We start from the raw sequence: 15,623 nt of genomic DNA on the forward strand, positions 1-15,623 counted from the left end.
GGACGGGGTCCAGCCGACGGCCTTACTTGATCCGCTGGCCGGGCTTGGCGCCGCTGTCGGGGCTCAGCAGGTAGATTTCTTCACCGCCTGGGCCGGCAGCCATCACCATGCCCTCGGAGATACCGAACTTCATTTTCCGTGGCTTGAGGTTGGCAATCATCATGGTCAGGCGACCGTCGAGCTTGGACGGGTCCGGGTAGGCGCTCTTGATCCCGGAGAAGACATTGCGCTGTTCATCGCCGATATCCAGGGTCAGGCGCAGCAGCTTGTCGGCGCCCTCCACGGCTTCGGCCTTGACGATCAACGCCACGCGCAAGTCGATGGCGGCGAAGGTGTCGAAGTCGACTTCCGGCGACAGCGGGTCCTTGGCCAGTTCGCCATTGCCCTTGGGCGCACCTGTGTCGGTCTGGCTGGCGACGAGGTCTTCCTTCGAGGCGTCGGTCATGGCTTGTACTTTCACTGGGTCGATCCGCGTCATCAGCGGCTTGAATTCGTTGAGCTGATGGTTGGCCAGCAATTGCTGGTGGTCGTTCCAGGTCAGTGCCGGGACGTTGAGGAATGCCTCGGCGTCGGCGGCCAGGACCGGCAGTACCGGCTTGAGGAAAATCACCAGCTGGCGGAACAGGTTGATGCCGGTGGCGCAGATGGCCTGGACTTCATCCTGCTTGCCTTCCTGCTTGTTCAGCGACCAGGGCGCCTTGTCGGCGATCCAGGCGTTGGCGCGGTCGGCCAGGGACATGATCTCGCGCATGGCACGGGCGAAGTCACGGGCCTCGTAGGCCTCGGCGATGCTCGGTGCGGCGGCCAGGAAGGCCTCGGTCAGCTCGGGGGCGGCGTTGGTATCGACCATCACCCCGGCATTGCCCTTGTGGATGAACCCGGCGCAACGGCTGGCGATGTTGACCACCTTGCCTACCAGGTCGGAGTTGACCTTCTGCACGAAGTCCTCGAGGTTCAGGTCCAGGTCGTCGACGCCACGGCCCAGCTTGGAGGCGTAGTAGTAGCGCAGGTATTCCGGCGACAGGTGGTCCAGGTAGGTGCGGGCCTTGATGAAGGTGCCGCGGGACTTGGACATCTTGTGGCCGTTGACGGTCAGGTAGCCGTGGACGTTGATCGCCGTGGGCTTGCGAAAGCCCGCGCCCTCGAGCATGGCGGGCCAGAACAGGGCGTGGAAGTTGACGATGTCCTTGCCGATGAAGTGGTACAGCTCGGCGCTGGAGTCCTTGGCCCAGAACGCATCGAAGTCCAGTTCCGGACGGCGGGCGCAGAGGTTCTTGAAGCTGGCCATGTAGCCGATCGGCGCGTCCAGCCAGACATAGAAGTACTTGCCTGGCTCATCGGGGATCTCGAAGCCGAAGTACGGCGCATCGCGGGAGATATCCCACTGCTGCAGGCCGGCATCCAGCCATTCGGCGATCTTGTTGGCCACGGCGTCTTGCAGGGTGCCGCTGCGGGTCCAGGTCTGCAGCATCTGCTGGAAGTCCGGCAGCTTGAAGAAGAAGTGCTGGGACTCCTTGAGCACCGGAGTGGCGCCGGAGATCGCCGACTTCGGATCCTTCAGGTCGGTGGGGGCGTAGGTGGCGCCGCATTTCTCGCAGTTGTCGCCGTATTGGTCCTCGGTGCCGCACTTGGGGCAGGTGCCCTTGATGAAGCGGTCGGCCAGGAACATTTTCTTGTCCGGGTCGAAATACTGGGTGATGGCGCGCGTGGCGATGTGCCCGGCATCCCGCAGCTTGAGGTAGATCTGGCTCGACAGCTCGCGGTTTTCCTCGGCGTGGGTCGAGTGGAAGTTGTCGAAGTCCACCAGGAAGTCGGCAAAGTCGGCGCTGTGTTCAGCCTGCACGTTGGCGATCAGTTGTTCCGGGGTGATGCCTTCTTTTTCCGCGCGCAACATGATGGCCGAGCCGTGGGCGTCGTCGGCGCAGACATAGACGCATTGGTTGCCGCGGTGCTTCTGGAAGCGCACCCACATGTCGGTCTGGATGTACTCGAGCATGTGGCCAAGGTGGATGGAACCATTGGCATAGGGCAGGGCGCTGGTGACGAGGATCTTGCGTGGCTCGGACATGGGGCTCGGCTACTTGATGAAACGAAGGTCGGCCACTATAAAACGCCGGGACGGAATTTTCACCCTTCCAGGCGTCGCTATGCAGCGCAGGCAAGCTCCAGGGGCGGCGCCGCTCCCTCGCCACGAAGGAAGAGGCGGCGTAGGATAGCCGGCTGATTTTCCTGTCTTGTTATCGGAGTTGCCCATGAGCGCCGTCAATCGCGCAGCGGTGGAAGCCGTGCTTCGCCAGTACACCGACCCCTATTTGAACCAGGACCCGGTGAGCGCCGGCTGTGTGCGGGACATCGACATCCAGGGCGACCGGGTCTCGGTCCGCCTGGAGCTGGGCTATGCCGCCGGCCTGTTCCGCAATGGCTGGGCACAGATGCTGCAACTGGCCATCGAGGGCCTGGAAGGCGTGGGCTCGGCCAAGGTCGAGGCCAGCAGCGTGATCGTCGCGCACAAGGCCCAGGCCCAGGTCCCGGGCCTGGCCAACGTCAAGAACGTGGTGGCGGTGGCATCGGGCAAGGGCGGCGTGGGCAAGTCCACCACCGCCGCCAACCTGGCCCTGGCCCTGGCCCGGGAAGGTGCCCGGGTGGGCATCCTCGACGCCGATATCTATGGCCCGAGCCAGGGCATCATGTTCGGCATCGCCGAAGGCACACGGCCGAAGATCAAGGACCAGAAGTGGTTTGTGCCGATCCAGGCCCACGGTGTCGAAGTCATGTCCATGGCCTTCCTCACCGACGACAACACGCCCATGGTCTGGCGTGGCCCGATGGCCTCGGGCGCCTTGCAGCAACTGGTGACCCAGACCGACTGGGGCAATCTCGACTACCTGGTGATCGACATGCCGCCGGGCACCGGCGACATCCAGCTGACCCTGGCGCAGAAGGTCCCGGTGGCGGGTGCGGTGATCGTCACCACGCCCCAGGACCTGGCCCTGCTGGATGCACGCAAGGGCATCGAGATGTTCCACAAGGTGAACATCCCGGTACTGGGCGTGGTGGAAAACATGGCGGTGCACATCTGCTCCAACTGCGGCCATGCCGAGCACCTGTTCGGCGAAGGCGGCGGCGAGAAGCTGGCCAGCCAGTACGGCGTCGAACTGCTGGCTTCGCTGCCGCTGTCGATGCTGATCCGCGAGCAGGCCGATGGCGGCAAGCCGACGGTGATCGCCGAGCCGGATAGCCAGATCGCCATGGTCTACCAGGAACTGGCACGGCACGTGGGGGCACGTATCGTGTTGCAGGAAGCTGCGGCCCCGGCGATGCCCAGCATCACCGTCAGCGACGATTGAGCCCAGGGCAGGCGCTCGCCGCGATTTAGGTTGCGGCAAGCGTTGTTGCATCAACTCCCGCGCCGCAAGGGCCGGGAGCCGCGTCTTCGGATCAGAGGCGCAAGCCGCCGTCCATTTCCAGGATGCGTCCGGTGTAGTAGTCGTTCTCGAAGATATAGGCCGCCGAATGAGCGATTTCTTCCGGCTTGCCCATGCGCTTGAGCGGAATACCGGCGGTCATTTTCTCCAGGGCCTCGGGCTTCATGCCCAGGGTCATCTCGGTCTCGATGAAGCCCGGGGCGATACCGGCCACGCGGATGCCGTAGCGCGCCAGTTCCTTGGCCCAGGTCACGGTCGCTGCGGCAACCCCGGCCTTGGCCGCGGAGTAGTTGGTCTGGCCGATATTGCCGGCGCGAGAAATCGACGAGATGTTGATGATGGTGCCGCTGGTCTTGAGTTGCACCATCTTCGCTGCCACTTCCCGGGTGCACAGGAACACGCCGGTCAGGTTGACGTCGATCACCGACTGCCATTGGGCCAGGCTCATCTTGGTCATTTCACCGTCCTTGACCTTGAGCAGCAGGCCATCGCGCAGGATCCCGGCGTTGTTGATCAGGCCATGGATGGCACCGAAGTCCTCGGCAACCTGATTCACCATATGCTCGACCTGTTCTTCGTTGGCCACGTTGCACAGGTAGGAGCGTGCCTCGACGCCATGGGCTTTGCAGGCCGCGACGGCCTGGTCGAGTTTTTCCTGGTTCAGGTCCACCAGGGCCAGCCTGGCTCCACGGCTGGCGAAATACTCGGCCATGGAGCGGCCCAGGCCCTGGCAACCGCCGGTGATAATGATTACTTTGTCAGTGAGTTGCATTCGCATGTCCTGCCAGCTGTCGTGAGAGGGTGTCCTTGTACCAGGGCCCTTCGCGACAGCTGGGCCTGGCCTGGCTGCAGACGAGTATTGCCCCGTTGGCGTAGACGGACCGTGGTCCGATCGCCCGTCCGTTTTCGACGGATTCTATTGAAGGAGTCATAAAGTGAGCGTTGAAGCTGCCAAGAATGCACGAGAACTGCTGCTCAAGGAATACCGCGGCGTGCTGTCCACGCATTCCAAGTCCATGCCGGGTTTTCCCTTCGGTTCCGTAGTGCCTTATTGCCTCGATGCCGAAGGTCGTCCGCTGATCCTCATCAGCCGCATCGCCCAGCACACCCACAACCTGCAGAAGGACCCCAAGTGTTCACTGCTGGTCGGTGAGCGTGATGCCGACGACATACAGGCCGTGGGGCGCCTGACTTACCTTGCTGAAGCCGAGAAGCTGGCCGACGAGGCAGCGATCGAGGCGGCCGCCGAGCGCTACTACCGCTACTTTCCCGAATCGCAGAACTATCACCAGGCCCACGACTTCGACTTCTGGGTGCTCAAGCCGGTGCGCCATCGCTACATCGGTGGTTTCGGCGCCATCCATTGGGTCGACCAGCTGACCCTGGCCAACCCGTTCGCCGGCCAGGCCGAGGCGGGCATGGTGGAGCACATGAACAGCGATCATGCCAAGGCCATCGCCCACTACGTCGAGCTGACCGGCTTACCTGACAAGGTGCCGGCGCAGATGGCCGGGATCGATACCGAGGGCATGCACCTGCGTATTGGCCAGGCGCTGTATTGGTTGCCATTCCAAGCCCCTTGCAACACGCCGACACAAGTGCGCGAGGCCCTGGTTTTCCTGGCGCGCGCCGATCAATGGCCGAAAAATCAGACCGTGGATGCTTGAATTCACGAATTGGCGACGTCATTTACGGTCTACTGGAAGGCATTCTTCCGCAGAGGAAACCATTTGATGCGCCCTTTTCTGTTGCTCTTTCTGCTGTTCCCAGTGTTGGAGCTGTTCGTCTTCGTCAAGGTCAGCGCGGCGATCGGGTTTTTCCCGGCGCTGCTGCTGGTCATTCTCGGTTCGCTGCTTGGCGTGATGGTGTTGCGTGGGGCCGGCCTGGCCACTGCCCTGCGCGCCCGTGAAAGTCTCAATCGTGGCGAGTTGCCGGCCCAGCAGATGCTCGAGGGCCTGATGCTGGCCCTGGGTGGTGGTTTGTTGATCTTGCCGGGCTTTATCAGCGATGTGTTCGGCCTGCTGATGCTGCTGCCATTCACCCGTCGCCTGCTGGCCAACAAGATGCGCGAGCGTGCCGAGGAGCAGGCCATGCGCCAACGCGCCTTCGCCGACGACATGCGCTCGGCCCGTGGTGGTCCTGCGCCGCAGCAACCCTTGGGGCGCGAGCCGAACGTCATCGAAGGTGAGTTCGAGCACCGCGACTGATCGCTTCCAGCCTCGCAAACACGGCACCTTCGGGTGCCGTTTTGGTTATTGCGCAGGCGATTTAAAAAAATTCATCGACCAGCCCTTGTAATAGCCTTGTGCGCCCTTATGTAACGGTCACCGCAAGGTTTCTGGTGCTGACACCAGACAGACTTCCGCGTCTCGCTCGTCGAGCCGCAACCGGCCACGCCGGATTTGTTAACCCGCCGGTATCGACACCGGCCGCTGAAAACCACAATTAGGAGAGATCGACAATGAAGCTTCGTCCTCTGCATGACCGCGTCGTCATCCGTCGCAGCGAAGAAGAATCGAAAACTGCCGGCGGTATCGTTCTGCCTGGTTCGGCCGCTGAAAAACCTAACCGTGGCGAAATCGTCGCTGTAGGTACCGGCCGTGTGCTGGACAACGGTGAAGTACGTGCGCTGGCCGTGAAAGTGGGTGACAAAGTGGTGTTTGGCCCGTACTCCGGCAGCAACACCGTGAAAGTCGATGGCGAAGATCTGCTGGTAATGGCCGAGAACGAGATTCTCGCTGTTATCGAAGGCTGATTCCTCGCGTATTTTCCCACTACTACACAGTATTTAAGGAATATCGATCATGGCTGCTAAAGAAGTTAAATTCGGCGACTCCGCCCGCAAGAAAATGCTCACTGGCGTCAACGTCCTGGCTGACGCGGTAAAGGCTACCCTGGGCCCGAAAGGCCGTAACGTGATCCTGGAAAAGAGCTTCGGCGCTCCGACCATCACCAAGGATGGCGTGTCCGTAGCCAAGGAAATCGAACTGGAAGACCGTTTCGAGAACATGGGCGCGCAGCTGGTCAAGGACGTTGCCTCCCGTGCCAACGATGACGCTGGCGACGGCACCACCACCGCCACCGTTCTGGCTCAGTCGATCGTCAACGAAGGCCTGAAGGCCGTTGCTGCCGGCATGAACCCGATGGACCTCAAGCGCGGCATCGACAAGGCGACCATCGCCATCGTCAAGGAGCTCAAGGCTCTGTCCAAGCCATGCGCCGACACCAAGGCCATCGCCCAGGTAGGTACCATCTCCGCCAACTCCGACAACTCCATTGGCGACATCATTGCCGAAGCCATGGAAAAAGTCGGTAAAGAAGGCGTGATCACCGTCGAAGAAGGCACTGGCCTGGAAAACGAACTGTCGGTCGTTGAAGGCATGCAGTTCGACCGTGGCTACCTGTCCCCATACTTCGTCAACAAGCCAGACACCATGGTTGCCGAGCTGGACAGCCCGCTGATCCTGCTGGTGGACAAGAAGATCTCCAACATCCGCGAAATGCTGCCAGTGCTGGAAGCCGTTGCCAAAGCCGGCCGCCCACTGCTGATCGTGGCCGAGGACGTCGAAGGCGAAGCCCTGGCGACTCTGGTTGTGAACAACATGCGCGGTATCGTCAAAGTCGCAGCCGTCAAGGCTCCAGGCTTCGGCGATCGTCGCAAGGCCATGCTGCAGGACATCGCCGTCCTGACCGGCGGTACCGTGATCTCCGAAGAAATCGGTCTGAGCCTGGAAAGCACCACCCTGGAGCACCTGGGTAGCGCCAAGCGCGTGACCCTGTCCAAGGAAAACACCACCGTTGTCGACGGTGCTGGCAACCAGGCCGACATCGAAGCCCGTATCGCCCAGATCCGTGCCCAAGTGGCCGAGACTTCCTCGGACTACGACCGTGAAAAACTGCAAGAGCGCCTGGCCAAGCTGTCCGGCGGCGTTGCAGTGATCAAGGTTGGCGCTGGCTCCGAAGTTGAAATGAAAGAGAAGAAAGCTCGCGTTGAAGACGCCCTGCACGCTACCCGTGCAGCCGTTGAAGAAGGCGTGGTGCCTGGCGGTGGCGTGGCCCTGATCCGTGCTCTGCAAGCGATCGTCGACCTCAAGGGCGACAACGCTGATCAGGACGTAGGTATCGCGGTGCTGCGTCGCGCCGTTGAAGCTCCGCTGCGCCAGATCTCCGCTAACAGCGGCGACGAGCCAAGCGTTGTAGTCAACGAAGTGAAGAACGGCAAAGGTAACTTCGGTTACAACGCTGCTTCCGGCGAGTACGGCGACATGATCGAAATGGGCATCCTGGACCCAACCAAGGTGACCCGTTCGGCTCTGCAAGCTGCAGCTTCCATCGGCGGTCTGATCCTGACCACCGAGGCCGCCGTTGCCGACGCACCGAAGAAAGACGCTCCAGCTGGCGGCGGCATGCCAGACATGGGCGGCATGGGTGGCATGGGCGGCATGATGTAAGCCAGCCTTACCCCTGTACTGAAAAGCCCCGCCGGCGCAAGCCGGCGGGGCTTTTTCGTTTCCGTTGTCCTGCGGCAAATCCAGGGCAAATGGCTGCCATTGTGTTGCCTTGGCTGTGATCGGGGCGTGAGTCCCGGGTGAAAAAAACGTCAAGCCATGGCGACACTGGAAACAGCCACCCGAGCCGCCCGACAAGGCTGGCGGTGAGTCGGACTTGGCCTTAAGCTGCGCGAGCCAAGACGGCCGTAACTGTATACGGAGAGAGTGCCGATGCGAATCCTACTGGTTGAAGACAACCGCGATATTCTCGCCAACCTGGCTGACTACCTGGGGCTCAAGGGCTATACCGTGGACTGCGCCCAGGATGGCCTGTCGGGCTTGCACCTGGCCGCCACCGAGCACTACGACCTGATCGTGCTCGACATCATGCTGCCGGGGATCGATGGCTACACCCTGTGCAAGCGCCTGCGCGAAGACGCCCGGCGTGACACGCCAGTGATCATGCTCACCGCCCGCGACCAGCTCGACGATCGCCTCCAGGGCTTCAAGTCCGGAGCCGACGATTACCTGGTCAAGCCCTTTGCCCTTTCGGAGCTTTCCGCCCGGATCGAGGCGGTGATGCGCCGCAGCCAGGGTGGCGGCAGGCGGGCATTGCAGGTGGGCGACCTGAGCTACGACCTCGACACCCTGGAAGTCACCCGTGAGGGACGCCTGCTCAAGCTCAACCCGGTCGGCCTGAAACTGCTGGCGGTGCTGATGCAGAAGAGTCCCCATGTCTTGCGCCGGGAGATCCTCGAAGAAGCCCTGTGGGGCGATGACTGTCCGGACAGCGACAGCCTGCGCAGCCACGTCCACCAATTGCGCCAGGTGATCGACAAGCCGTTCGCCAAGCCGCTGCTGCACACCGTGCATGGTGTCGGCTACCGCCTGGCCGAGGGCCGCGATGGAGTTTAAGCAGAGCCTTGCTCAGCGGATCATCATCGCCTTTGCGCTGATGAGCGCCCTGGTGGCCGGGGCCTTCGCCATGGGCATCGTGGCCACCGTGCACCTGGTGGAGGAAAAGCTCATCTCCGCCGGCCTCGGAGGCGACCTGCAACGCCTGCTGTTGATGGATAACGTCGGCGACTGGAGCCACCGCCCCGAGCCCGACCAACTCTTCTACTACAGTGGTGGTCGCGGCGATTTCGAGCTGCCCAAGGACCTGCGTCACCTGGACCCCGGGTTCCATGAAGTGTTTCGCGAACAGTTGTCCTATCACGCCATGGTCGAGGTGGTGGATGGCCGGCGCTATGTGCTGCTGCAAGACCAGAGCGATTTCGAAGAGCGCGAGCGAGTGCTGTTCGCGGTGGTGCTGGTGGGCTTCGTGCTCAGCCTGGCGCTGGCGGTGTTCCTCGGCTGGGTGCTGGCGCGGCGCGTGATGGCGCCGGTGGTGCGCCTGGCACGCCAGGTACGGCATCGTGACCAGTTGTTGGGCCTGGCACCACCATTGGCACCGGACTACGCGGCGGACGAAGTGGGAGAGCTGGCTATTGCCTTCGATGCGACCCTGGGCCGCTTGCGCCAGGCGCTCAATCGCGAGCGGCTGTTCACCAGTGACGTCAGCCATGAATTGCGTACGCCATTGATGGTCCTGGCCACCTCTTGCGAGCTGTTGCTGGAAAACCCGGCCCTGGACCATCGCGGGCGGGCCCAGGTGGAGCGGATCACTCGGGCCTGCTCGGAAATGCGCGAACTGGTGCAGACCTTCCTGATGCTAGCGCGAGCCCAGCGCGAGGACGCCAGCATGTCTCCGCAGTTGACCTTGAGCCAGGCCGCCAACGACCTGCTCGGGGTGTGGAGCGAGTCCATCGAGGCCAAGGGCATCGAGCTGATCTTCGATCCCGGACAGCCCGACGATACCCGTTACCACGCCACCTTCCTGCATGCGGTGATGGGCAATCTCCTGCGCAACGCCCTGCACTATACCGAGCAGGGGTTCATTCGCCTGAGCCTGGCGCCCGGTAGCTTCACGGTGGAAGACAGCGGCGTGGGCATTCCCGAGGAAAAGCGCGAGGCGATGTTCGAGCCTTTCGTACGTGGCGATGAGAAGCGTGGGGAAGGCCTGGGCCTTGGCTTGTCGCTGGTCCAGCGCATTTGTGAAAACCAGGGCTGGAGTGTCAGCCTCAGCACCATGACGCCTAATGGCTGTCGTTTTCACGTGCAATTGCAATCGACCAAGCTCTGATTTTCTTGCATGGCCCTGTTTTACAGGGCCTGTCACTTGTCGATTTCTCCTTTGAAATGGCCCTAGGCCACTGTTCGCCCGCTGTAAAACCCTGCAATATTTCCTGGCTGGACGGTACGAAGTTTTCACGTGGGAACAACCTGTCGCTGACATGGCGCTGCTTAAGGTAGCGCCATCAATTGCAGGAGGTTCTGGCGATGGTTGCACCGATCAAGCTGACGTTTTCCGAGAAGTACGATACCCGGCATGCCCTGGAGTACCTGCTCAAGCATCAGGATGGACTGGCGCGCCAGCTGTCCCACAAGCGAGATGAGCACTTGGCTCGCACCGCCTTGTCCCTGGCGGGTGATCCGGGGTTGGTACTGGACCTGCCGTGTGGCGCTGGGCGTTTCTGGCCCCTACTGGCCGAAAAGAGCAATCGAATCATCATTGGCGCCGATTATTCAGCGGCTATGCTCAACACCGCCACGGTGGCGCAACCTGCCGAAGTGGTGAAACGGGTACGGCCCTTGCAGACATCGGCGTTTGCCATCGATCTGCCGGACAACGCCGTGGACTGCATTTTCTCCATGCGCTTGTTGCACCATGTCGGTGAAGCGCAGCACCGCATGGCGCTGTTGCGCGAGTTCCAGCGGGTGACCCGCGATAGCGTGATCGTCTCGTTGTGGGTCGACGGCAACTTCAAGGCTTGGAAACGCAAAAGGATGGAGCGCAAGCGACTATCCGAGGTTGGGCAAAAGGGTTACCAGAACCGTTTCGTGTTACCGGCGGCCACGGTCGAAGAAGAATTCCGGCAAGCCGGCTTTAGCGTCCAGCAACACCTGGACTTCCTTCCGCTCTACGCCATGTGGCGAGTTTACGTACTACGCAAGAGGTAAAAGGATGGCTGTTGAATGTGCTTCGGAAATGGATGCCGTGCCCACAGATCGCTTCGAATACTTCTGGAACGAGCAAGGTGAATGGGTTGAAGAACCCAACAAGCGCCGAGGCGGTGAGAGTGGTGTTCAACGGCTTGTAGGCAGTAATGGAAGACTGCTGTATGCCAAGCGTCAGGTAGGGCATATCTACCGCAGTTGGTTGCATCCTTTCGGACGCCCTACGGTCCTGCGTGAACTCAACGCACTCAAGGGCCTGCGCTTGCTGCAGGTGACCGTTCCGGAGCCGGTGTTCTGTGGTGCCAGGCGAGGAGCGCAGAACGAATGGCAGGCCCTGCTGGTCACGGCGTCGCTCGATGGTTTCATCGAGATCGACAACTGGTACGCCGCCGGCGAGCGTGAGCGCCATGGTGAGGCTTTCCACGACCAGGTGCTGCAATCCCTGGCGACGACGCTGGCGCGGATGCACAAGGGACGTTGGCAGCACGGTTGCCTGTATTCCAAGCATGTGTTCGTGCGGGTGGACGGTGAAGGCGAGCAGGCTCGACCGAAGATCGCCTTGCTGGATTTCGAGAAATGCCGCCAGCGCCTGAGCAGCAAGCGGGCCGCGGCTCATGATCTAAAGCAATTGCGTCGCCATTCGTCGTGGAGCGACACCGACTGGGAGAAGCTCTACTACTTTTACAGAACGGCGTTTGGCAGCTCTATCAAAGGTTTATAGCTATGAAGCTAGAAATTGCGCGAGGTGTATTCCTGGCAGGAGCCTTGGCAGTTGCTTCCCTGGCGATGGTTGCCTGGGAGCAGCCACGCACCCAGGTGCTGAGCGCGGCCAAGGGCAATGCCCACTGTCCGTTGCCACGGGTGGCGAAGGTGTCCACGGCGGCCAAGCCCGATCATGACCTGTTGCTGTTCATGTTCGGCATGAGCCAGGGCCTCAAGCCCCAGAGCTGAAGAGTTTTCCTGCCAATCAAAAGGCCTCGCGATGCGAGGCCTTTTGATTTTTCCCGAATCCTGCCTTCACGCCAGGTGCAGGTGGTTATCCCACAGCCCGGCAGGCAGTTCCAGGGGCTTGGCCACGATCTGCGCCTGACGGCAATCGTAGAAGCGGCAACGACCTTGCCCCGAGGTCACCACGAAGCCATCGGCCACGGCGCCGACCCCCGCACAGTCCGGCAGCGGGGCATCCACTCGTAGCACACCGCTGTCCAGGTCCCAGATGAAGAAACGGTTGCCCCGGGGAGCGGTGAGGGCGACCAGCCGCAGTTCGCTGTGCACGGCGACGCTGGCGGTGTAGTGCCCCATGGCTTGCAATTGCTGTTCGGCCACCGGGAACGCACTGAAAGGTTGGCCCGGGCGCTTGATCGCCAGCAGCTCGGACGATTCATGAGCGGCGCCCATGAATTGTTGGCCGGTGACGATGGTGCCGTCGCTGGCGATGCCCATGTGGCGCACACTGTTCATCTGCTGGGCCAGGGTCTCCTTGCTCAGCAGGGTGCCGTCGCGCTGCATCAGCACCAGGCTTGGCTCCATGGCATCGAGGTTCATTTCCACCCGGCTTTCGGCTTCGGTGCGAATGCCGCCGTTGGCCACTACCAGGGTTTCCCCATCGGGCATCCATGACACCTGGTGCGGGCCGATGCCGTGGGTTGACAGTTCGCCGCTGTGCACCAGGTGTTCGCCCTCGAAGCGGTAGACACCCAACAGGCCGCGCCCCGGGTCCCGGGTATCGTTCTCGGTGGCGTACAGCCACTCGCCATCCTTGTGGATCACCGCGTGCCCATAGAAATGCCGGTCGGGTTGCGCGGTCAGGGTCTGCAGCAGCTTGCCGTTGCGCAGGTCGACCAGGTAGCTCTCGGTGCCCGGGCGCCGGGCCACGAACAGGGCGATGGGCAAGCGCGGGTGGTTGATGATGTCGTGGCAACGCTGGCCGACCTGGGTGGCAAACACCTGTTTACCGTCCAGTTGATAACCGACGGCGTAATGCTTGCCGTCGCCGTCATCCCTGGCCGAAAGCAGCAAGGGCTGCTTGCCCTTTTGCTTGAACAGCGTCCAGCCGCCCAAGGTCACCGCACTGAGCAGCAAGCTGCCCAGTGCCAAAGCCTGACGTCGCAGCATCATCAGTCACCGTCGTTGGCGTTGAAGCCCAGTTGGATGCCCAGCGCCTTGGCCAGTTCGCCTTCGTGCAGGCGATGGACCACGTTGAGGCTGTCATACAGGTCGTTGAGTTGCTGGCGCCCGGCGTCGTCGCCGAGCATTTCGGTCAGCGAGCGCTGGGTGCTGGCGAAGAGTTTCAAGGACGCGGCATAGGCTGCGTCGATCTTGTCGGCCAGTGGTTTCTGCTCGGCCGGCAGCAGGCCGCGCAGGCCTTTGTTGTCGACCCCGGCCCAGACGGTCTGGGCTGCGCTGAGGCTGGCCTCCAGGCCTTGCAGCGACGACTGGCTGCGCCAGGCATCGGCCTGGAACGGCTGTGGGATGCCCTTGGTCTGGCGGCCCATCGGGGTGCCGAGCTTCTTCTTCAGGGTGTCCAGGGCCGTGACTTGCACACGCAGCAGGTCGGCAATGGCTTCGTGGGAATCGGCATAGCGCTGGTTGGGGAACTTGCTCATCTGCGCCAGCATGCCGTCGTTGTTGTTCCAGCTCGACAGGATCTCCTCGGCCAGTTGCTTCTGGCGTTCGCCGATGGCGGTCAGCAGCGGGCAATAGCGGGCTTTCTGGGTGCTATCGGCCATGTCGATCTTGCTGTCGAAGAGGATGTACTCATAGGCCGACAGGCCTTGCACCACGACGCTGGACTTGCTCAGGGCGGCAGCATCGATCTGTGGGTTGGCGTTGACCAGCTGCTCGACCTGGCGACCGACCAGGTTCTTCTTGTCCGGCCAGAACTGGACCTGCCAGGAGCGGTTGCCCTCGGCCAGCGGGCCGATCAGCAGCGGTTGCAGTTCGGCCCAGGCTTTTTGGGCATGGAGGAAGTCGGCGCGGGCGGTCTCCAGGCTTTCCTTGCCTTCGCAGAAGGCCAGGGCGCTGACGGCCAGCTGGCGGTCGGCGTCGACCCAGCGGCTGTAGGTCGGCAGGATCACCTGCTTGGCGATGGCCGCGGAAGTCACGGCTTGTGGGTCCTGGGGCGAACAGGCGCCCAGGGCGAGCGCGGCAAGGCTGGTGAAGAGCAGTTTGGGGCGGAACATGTTCGGGCTCCCTTTATTGTGGAGAAAGCATATGAGTCAAGCGTTACAAGGAATTCAGGAATGCCAGCAACGCCGCGCGCTGCTGGGCATTGAAAGCAAGGACTTGCTGTTTCGCACCTTCGGCTTCGCCGCCATGCCAGAGCACCGCTTCCATCAGGTTGCGGGCACGGCCATCGTGCAGGAACTGGGTATGGCCACTGACGGTTTCGGTCAGGCCGATGCCCCATAGCGGAGCGGTGCGCCAGTCGCGACCGCTGGCCTTGAACTCGGTGCGCTGGTCGGCCAGGCCTTCGCCCATGTCGTGCAGCAGCAGGTCGCTGTAGGGGCGGATCAACTGGTTGGCCAATTCAGGTTCCGCGGCGTTGGCCGCCGTGGTGAAGCTTGGGGTATGGCAAGACTGGCAGCCGGCCTGGAAGAACAGGTTCTTGCCGGCCAGGACCTGGGGCGAGTCCACATCGCGGCGGGCGGGCACCGCCAGGTTGCGGGTGTAGAACAGCACCAGGCGCAGGATGTTGTCGCTGACCTCCGGTTCACCGTCTGGGCCATTGCCGTTGGGGGCTTGCTTGCAGGCGGTTTGCGCGTCGGTGCAGTCATCGAAGGGTCTCAGGCTGGTGGTCAGGCCCATATCACCAGAGAACGCGTGAACATTTTGTTGATTGAGGCTCGGTTGCCCGGCTTTCCAGCCAAAACGCCCGAGTACGGTCTTTTGCCGGGCATCGTCCCAGACCCAGTTGGGCCGGCCGGCGATGGGGTTTTCCCGGGTCGGCCTGGCATTGGCCAGGATGGCTTCCTCGGGAATGGCCTCGAGCAGCCCCAGGCCGATCATGGGGGGCGCCACCCGGGCCGAGAAACGGGTGTCCGGATGCATCGGACCGTAGCCCAGGTCGGTCACCCGCAGCCTGGGCTTGCGCAGCTCAACCTGGGTGCCGTCCTTGAAGTGCACCTGGAGCGGTTCGTAGCCCACCCGCACCCGGCCCTCGGGAACCACCCCGGGGATCGCCATATCCTGCAACTGGCTGCCATAGACCGGCTCCGGCACTACCCCCGTGCGCTCGATGAGCCGGGCCAGGGCCGGGTCGTCGGGGATCGACAGGCGCACCAGCATGGATACCGCGTTAAGCGCGTCCGGGGCTGGTGGATGGCCACGGCCATCCTTGATATGGCAGTTCTGGCAAGCGTTGGTGTTGAACAAGGGGCCCAGGCCATCGCGGGCGGTGGTGGTGGAAGGGGCTATGACCCAGGGGTTGCGGAAAAAACTGTTGCCGACGCTGAAATCCAGGCGGCGGGTAGGCGGCAGGTTGGCCGACGGCAGGGAAAAGGCATTGCGATCGCTCTTGTTGACTGTCGTCGCGCCCCCGGCGCGGGCTTCGCCAGGCTCGGCCTGGGTGAAGCGCGGCGCCTCATCGCAGGCGCCCAGGCTCAAGGCCAGGAACAGCGCGGACCAGCGAAGCAGCGACGAAGGCATC

At 62.4% G+C, this 15,623-nt stretch carries 15 protein-coding genes; 10 read left to right on the forward strand and 5 right to left on the reverse strand.

The features are described 5' to 3' along the window. Nucleotides 1–22: 22 nt before the first annotated feature. Nucleotides 23–2,068, reverse strand: coding sequence for a methionine--tRNA ligase (metG, locus tag CAG11_RS05095; RefSeq protein WP_085595133.1), 2,046 nt, complete (start codon nucleotides 2,066–2,068; stop codon nucleotides 23–25). Between the two features lie 184 nt (nucleotides 2,069–2,252). Between metG and apbC the strand changes: the two genes are divergently transcribed. Continuing rightward, on the forward strand, nucleotides 2,253–3,347 hold the full coding sequence (gene apbC / locus CAG11_RS05100) for an iron-sulfur cluster carrier protein ApbC (RefSeq protein WP_085595135.1): 1,095 nt from the start codon (nucleotides 2,253–2,255) through the stop codon (nucleotides 3,345–3,347). A gap of 91 nt (nucleotides 3,348–3,438) precedes the next feature. Here apbC and CAG11_RS05105 read toward each other — a convergent pair whose 3' ends face one another. Continuing rightward, nucleotides 3,439–4,197, reverse strand: a complete 759-nt coding sequence (locus CAG11_RS05105; protein ID WP_085595137.1) for an SDR family oxidoreductase — start codon at nucleotides 4,195–4,197, stop codon at nucleotides 3,439–3,441. 163 nt (nucleotides 4,198–4,360) lie between these two features. Here CAG11_RS05105 and CAG11_RS05110 point away from each other — a divergent pair, with 163 nt between their 5' ends. From CAG11_RS05110 to CAG11_RS05150, 9 genes are all read left to right on the forward strand, one after another. Beyond that, complete coding sequence (locus CAG11_RS05110; protein ID WP_085595139.1) at nucleotides 4,361–5,092, forward strand: HugZ family protein; 732 nt, start codon at nucleotides 4,361–4,363, stop codon at nucleotides 5,090–5,092. Between the two features lie 66 nt (nucleotides 5,093–5,158). After that, complete coding sequence (locus CAG11_RS05115; RefSeq protein ID WP_085595142.1) at nucleotides 5,159–5,632, forward strand: FxsA family protein; 474 nt, start codon at nucleotides 5,159–5,161, stop codon at nucleotides 5,630–5,632. A 254-nt stretch (nucleotides 5,633–5,886) separates the two neighbouring features. Continuing rightward, a complete protein-coding gene (locus CAG11_RS05120; RefSeq protein WP_011063093.1) occupies nucleotides 5,887–6,180 on the forward strand; it encodes a co-chaperone GroES in 294 nt (97 codons plus the stop codon). A 49-nt stretch (nucleotides 6,181–6,229) separates the two neighbouring features. Next, entirely contained in the window at nucleotides 6,230–7,876 is a 1,647-nt protein-coding gene (groL, locus tag CAG11_RS05125; RefSeq protein ID WP_053131655.1) for a chaperonin GroEL, read from the forward strand. 270 nt (nucleotides 7,877–8,146) lie between these two features. Then, nucleotides 8,147–8,830, forward strand: a complete 684-nt coding sequence (gene colR, locus CAG11_RS05130; RefSeq protein WP_053131653.1) for a two-component system response regulator ColR — start codon at nucleotides 8,147–8,149, stop codon at nucleotides 8,828–8,830. Next, a complete protein-coding gene (locus tag CAG11_RS05135; protein ID WP_085595144.1) occupies nucleotides 8,820–10,100 on the forward strand; it encodes a HAMP domain-containing sensor histidine kinase in 1,281 nt (426 codons plus the stop codon). Before colR ends, CAG11_RS05135 begins: the two co-directional genes overlap by 11 nt. Before the next feature lie 197 nt (nucleotides 10,101–10,297). Next, nucleotides 10,298–10,978, forward strand: a complete 681-nt coding sequence (locus CAG11_RS05140; protein WP_085595146.1) for a class I SAM-dependent methyltransferase — start codon at nucleotides 10,298–10,300, stop codon at nucleotides 10,976–10,978. A gap of 4 nt (nucleotides 10,979–10,982) precedes the next feature. Continuing rightward, nucleotides 10,983–11,696 (forward strand): lipopolysaccharide kinase InaA family protein, encoded by a 714-nt coding sequence (locus CAG11_RS05145; RefSeq protein WP_031320407.1) that lies wholly within the window; start codon nucleotides 10,983–10,985, stop codon nucleotides 11,694–11,696. 2 nt (nucleotides 11,697–11,698) lie between these two features. Then, the gene (locus CAG11_RS05150; protein WP_085595148.1) at nucleotides 11,699–11,926 is read left to right on the forward strand and encodes a hypothetical protein; all 228 of its coding nucleotides are present in this window, start codon (nucleotides 11,699–11,701) and stop codon (nucleotides 11,924–11,926) included. 66 nt (nucleotides 11,927–11,992) lie between these two features. On the opposite strand, the gene CAG11_RS05155 is transcribed toward CAG11_RS05150, so the two are convergent. From CAG11_RS05155 to CAG11_RS05165, 3 genes are read right to left on the reverse strand one after another with little or no spacing between them, the layout of a single operon-like run. Next, nucleotides 11,993–13,090, reverse strand: coding sequence for a DUF1513 domain-containing protein (locus CAG11_RS05155; protein WP_085595274.1), 1,098 nt, complete (start codon nucleotides 13,088–13,090; stop codon nucleotides 11,993–11,995). 2 nt (nucleotides 13,091–13,092) lie between these two features. Then, nucleotides 13,093–14,157 carry an imelysin family protein gene (locus tag CAG11_RS05160; protein WP_053131646.1) on the reverse strand — a complete coding sequence of 355 codons (1,065 nt, stop codon included), beginning with the start codon at nucleotides 14,155–14,157 and terminating at the stop codon, nucleotides 13,093–13,095. Between the two features lie 43 nt (nucleotides 14,158–14,200). Beyond that, on the reverse strand, nucleotides 14,201–15,622 hold the full coding sequence (locus CAG11_RS05165; RefSeq protein ID WP_085595150.1) for a di-heme oxidoredictase family protein: 1,422 nt from the start codon (nucleotides 15,620–15,622) through the stop codon (nucleotides 14,201–14,203). Between the last annotated feature and the right edge of the window lies 1 nt (nucleotide 15,623).

Source organism: Pseudomonas sp. B6(2017), from assembly GCF_002112765.1.
In the GTDB taxonomy this organism is placed as follows: Bacteria; Pseudomonadota; Gammaproteobacteria; order Pseudomonadales; family Pseudomonadaceae; genus Aquipseudomonas; species Aquipseudomonas piscis.

Bases quoted from the DNA above. Each gene is read 5' to 3' on its own strand.
- metG (WP_085595133.1), bottom strand. From the start codon at position 2,068: ATGTCCGAGCCACGCAAGATCCTCGTCACCAGCGCCCTGCCCTATGCC.
- apbC (WP_085595135.1), top strand. From the start codon at position 2,253: ATGAGCGCCGTCAATCGCGCAGCGGTGGAAGCCGTGCTTCGCCAGTAC.
- CAG11_RS05105 (WP_085595137.1), bottom strand. From the start codon at position 4,197: ATGCAACTCACTGACAAAGTAATCATTATCACCGGCGGTTGCCAGGGC.
- CAG11_RS05115 (WP_085595142.1), top strand. From the start codon at position 5,159: ATGCGCCCTTTTCTGTTGCTCTTTCTGCTGTTCCCAGTGTTGGAGCTG.
- CAG11_RS05120 (WP_011063093.1), top strand. From the start codon at position 5,887: ATGAAGCTTCGTCCTCTGCATGACCGCGTCGTCATCCGTCGCAGCGAA.
- groL (WP_053131655.1), top strand. From the start codon at position 6,230: ATGGCTGCTAAAGAAGTTAAATTCGGCGACTCCGCCCGCAAGAAAATG.
- colR (WP_053131653.1), top strand. From the start codon at position 8,147: ATGCGAATCCTACTGGTTGAAGACAACCGCGATATTCTCGCCAACCTG.
- CAG11_RS05135 (WP_085595144.1), top strand. From the start codon at position 8,820: ATGGAGTTTAAGCAGAGCCTTGCTCAGCGGATCATCATCGCCTTTGCG.
- CAG11_RS05140 (WP_085595146.1), top strand. From the start codon at position 10,298: ATGGTTGCACCGATCAAGCTGACGTTTTCCGAGAAGTACGATACCCGG.
- CAG11_RS05145 (WP_031320407.1), top strand. From the start codon at position 10,983: ATGGCTGTTGAATGTGCTTCGGAAATGGATGCCGTGCCCACAGATCGC.
- CAG11_RS05150 (WP_085595148.1), top strand. From the start codon at position 11,699: ATGAAGCTAGAAATTGCGCGAGGTGTATTCCTGGCAGGAGCCTTGGCA.
- CAG11_RS05155 (WP_085595274.1), bottom strand. From the start codon at position 13,090: ATGCTGCGACGTCAGGCTTTGGCACTGGGCAGCTTGCTGCTCAGTGCG.
- CAG11_RS05160 (WP_053131646.1), bottom strand. From the start codon at position 14,157: ATGTTCCGCCCCAAACTGCTCTTCACCAGCCTTGCCGCGCTCGCCCTG.
- CAG11_RS05165 (WP_085595150.1), bottom strand. From the start codon at position 15,622: ATGCCTTCGTCGCTGCTTCGCTGGTCCGCGCTGTTCCTGGCCTTGAGC.